Annotated in this window: 1 protein-coding gene; it reads left to right on the top strand. The window is 50.0% G+C overall.

Annotated elements, in window-relative coordinates:
• Positions 1-532 precede the first annotated feature (532 nt).
• Positions 533-2743, top strand: coding sequence for a hypothetical protein (locus tag BMX04_RS18820; protein ID WP_139194643.1), 2211 nt, complete (start codon positions 533-535; stop codon positions 2741-2743).
• Positions 2744-3158 lie beyond the last annotated feature (415 nt).

Raw genomic sequence — 3158 nt, 5'->3', positions numbered from 1 at the left:
CCGAAGTCATTCAGGGGGTTGAGTTCAAAGACGGGATCAAGCAACTTCAAAACGCCGCCTGATGACAGCCGTCACCAACTTTTGGGCATAACTCGCGAATATGCGCTGGTGGGTTTGTAGCGATGGTTCGAGGAGCCACCATTCGCTGCGCCAGTTCTGAACGTCGGCGATGCGCGGGGAGCGGACATCGTTCCAGGAACCTTTGCTCCCACGCCGCACGACGCTGCGGGCGCAGTCTGGGCCACTGGTGCAATGAGCGGTTCCTGCCAGCACGTGGCATCAAAAAACCGAGCATCTTGTTCCACTGTTTCCAGCACACTTTTTTGACAAGGCTGAGCCAAGCCGACGTACCAGAATCAATCGTCCAATGCATTGTCGACCACGCCCGGTCTAGGGTGACCCCAAAAACCTATTTGCGCGAAGGGTACAGCCTGATACAACTCAAAGTCGCAAAGGAAACTCCAGACTGAAAGGAACTTCATCACATTTGTGATGCGCAACCAATTATCACTTTTCCTATTTTGAGACGACAATGGGCAAATCAAATTCAAACCTTTATCTTCATGGTTACGAAACATCAGATCAGCCTATAGAAAAAGCGAGCGAACCAGATGACCCCCAACACTGGATAGGCGTTTTTGAGAATGCGGCGCTTGATCTGGAAACAAACCTCCGCATTCACGATCCATTCTGCTTATTGGCTCGCACTGCATCTCTGTGTAACGTCGAAGGTGGCGTGAACGCTCAAGGTCCTCAAACAATACCGCTGCCTGCGCTTGAGGTCTTGCAAGCAATGTTGATCCGCAAAGCAGGCGAAAACGCGAAGCTGCCTGTGTCATGGGGCAACTTCAAGCGATTGTGGAAAGCTTCGGATAAGTTGCTTGACGCATTTATTCGTAAACAACCCAGAACCGGAAATGATGCGTTGAGCGATTTAGCGCACCGGTCTCGTGTGCAGACAGTCCATTATCGATTCAATTTCGACCGCGATGCAGTACTGGTTGTGGTACGAAAGATTACTGCGCGGCTGGACCAAAAAACCCAGAGCAAACACGATCTCGAAAATAGGTTGTTCTCCCTTCTTGCACTGATGGACTTGACCGTACAGAGGCTTCAGGAGTTCTACAGGAACGTGCTGGAAATTTATGAAGCGAAGGAACGAACCGCAATCGTTGCTGGCGCGAACTACCTATGTGGGAAAAGCCCTCTGGCGAAAAGGATTTGGCAGCGGCTGAATCAAAGTGAGGTAGATGACAAGACGCTTCAGTTCTTAGCATGCCAACTGTCTGAGGTTTCGCACGAGTGGATTTACACTTTCGCCCCGAGTGACTTGTCCGAACTTGACCGAGACACCCTGTCTAAGCTCTCCGCAAAGCTAGGAGATGAAGCAGATGGTGAGTTTGAACATATCTTTATGAACAACCCGGTGTGGACCAAGCCATTTATTGAAAAGGAAGATGGTTCGTATTTCATAGCGGCTTCCCATATCCCGCTCGCCTTTCCGTTTCGGATCATCGAAACGTTGCTCCCAGACGATAGCAAGACCCGTGATGCGCTGTCTGATGCACGAGCGGAGGCTCTGGAAGAGTTGATCACTGAAACTGTGCAGACCGCAATGCCCTCCGCCAAGGTCTATAGATCGGTGATCTGGACTGACCCGAAAGACGGGAAAGGCTACGAACATGACGTTGTTGCAGTGCTAGGCAATCAGGTCTTAATCTTTGAAGCTAAGTCAGGAAAAATCAAGGAGCCTGCCCGCCGAGGCGGCATCCCTTCTTTGAAGTCCACGCTCAAAGACCTGTTTGTGGAACCCGCCGAACAATCGCAGCGGTTACAAGAATACCTGAACCAATATGGCATCAATGCAAAGCTGAGACAGAAAGGATCAAAGGAGGCGGTTGAGATTGACTTGCGCAAACCCAAGGCGGTCTATCGATTTGGAGTTACGATTGAGGGACTTTCCACTCTCACTGCTGGCCGCAGATATTTTGAAGACCTTGATTTAATCGAAATAACAAGCCCTTGGGCACCTTCCCTGTCCATTGGGGAGCTTATGATGATCGCCAAGCATTTGGACAGCGAGGTTTCTTTTGGGCACTATCTGAGCAGGCGCTACACCATTGAAAGCCTTTTGGATTTTGTCGGTGATGAACAAGACTTATTGTCCATGTATCTGACAAATGGCTTTTGTGTATTAGGTGATGATCCTCGGAAAAATACGCTTGTTCTCGTGAATGCGGACGACATGGTGCGAAAGCCGAAAACACCAGTCGAGGATCGAAGAAATTGTGATGTCGTTGGGGTGGAACTTGCGCCGCGCTGGAAGGCCATTGCCCGTGAGGTATATGGTGGACACCCGATTATCGACCGACACAAGTTCGACATCCTTTTCACCGTGCTGAACATGCCGCCTCCGATGCTTATGCAGTTGCAGCGACGCATTGGGCGCTGGAAGTCCGGCGGCGGTGGATCGTCAAAGTCCGGTGAACACGCCAAGTACATAGTAGCTGACCGGCAGTTTGCAGTGATCTTGAACTACATGGACAAGCGGCAACTTAGGACAACACAAGACATAACTGGCTGGTGTCGCACCATGGCAATGAGTGTTGCTGACGATTTTGAAGGGACAACCGATTGCGTTGTCGTGACGTTGTTCAAGCATTCAAGCACTAGAACTTATGACGGAATATCGTTTTTTCGCCTCAAACCCTCATCGGCAGGCAAACTTGGTGCGACCTTCTGAGGTCTGCCTATGAAGGTTTTGCAATCGTGTTGCCAATCGTTGAACTGCTGACTTTCCGTGCGAATCCGAGATGAATCTGGGCCAAATCCCGCGTCCACGGTACCCGGCAACAGTTTCGCCATGAAGAAATCAGCGGATCTCTAAGGACGCATCAGCTCCATAGTCAGCTATTAAGCCCCAACATTTCATGGAACTTCCTGATGTTACCAACCTCTTCGCGATTCAATCCTTTTTCCTTTGTTCCCTCGTGAGCCCATGTGTTTCGATATGAGCCAAAAAATGACAGCCACTTAAGTTTGTCAGCCTTGCTATTGAAGCCTTGTGTGCGTCGTCAGATAATTTGGGACATCAGAGCGTGCTTTCGTTTGGAGGCTCTGGCTCATCCTTGATTAAGTTTATGCGTTTTCAGTTTCGT

Source organism: Roseovarius tolerans (assembly GCF_900109855.1).
Taxonomy (GTDB): Bacteria; Pseudomonadota; Alphaproteobacteria; order Rhodobacterales; family Rhodobacteraceae; genus Roseovarius; species Roseovarius tolerans.
The sequence above is the reverse complement of the archived record's forward strand: the minus strand, read 5'-3'. Positions and strand labels throughout refer to the sequence as shown.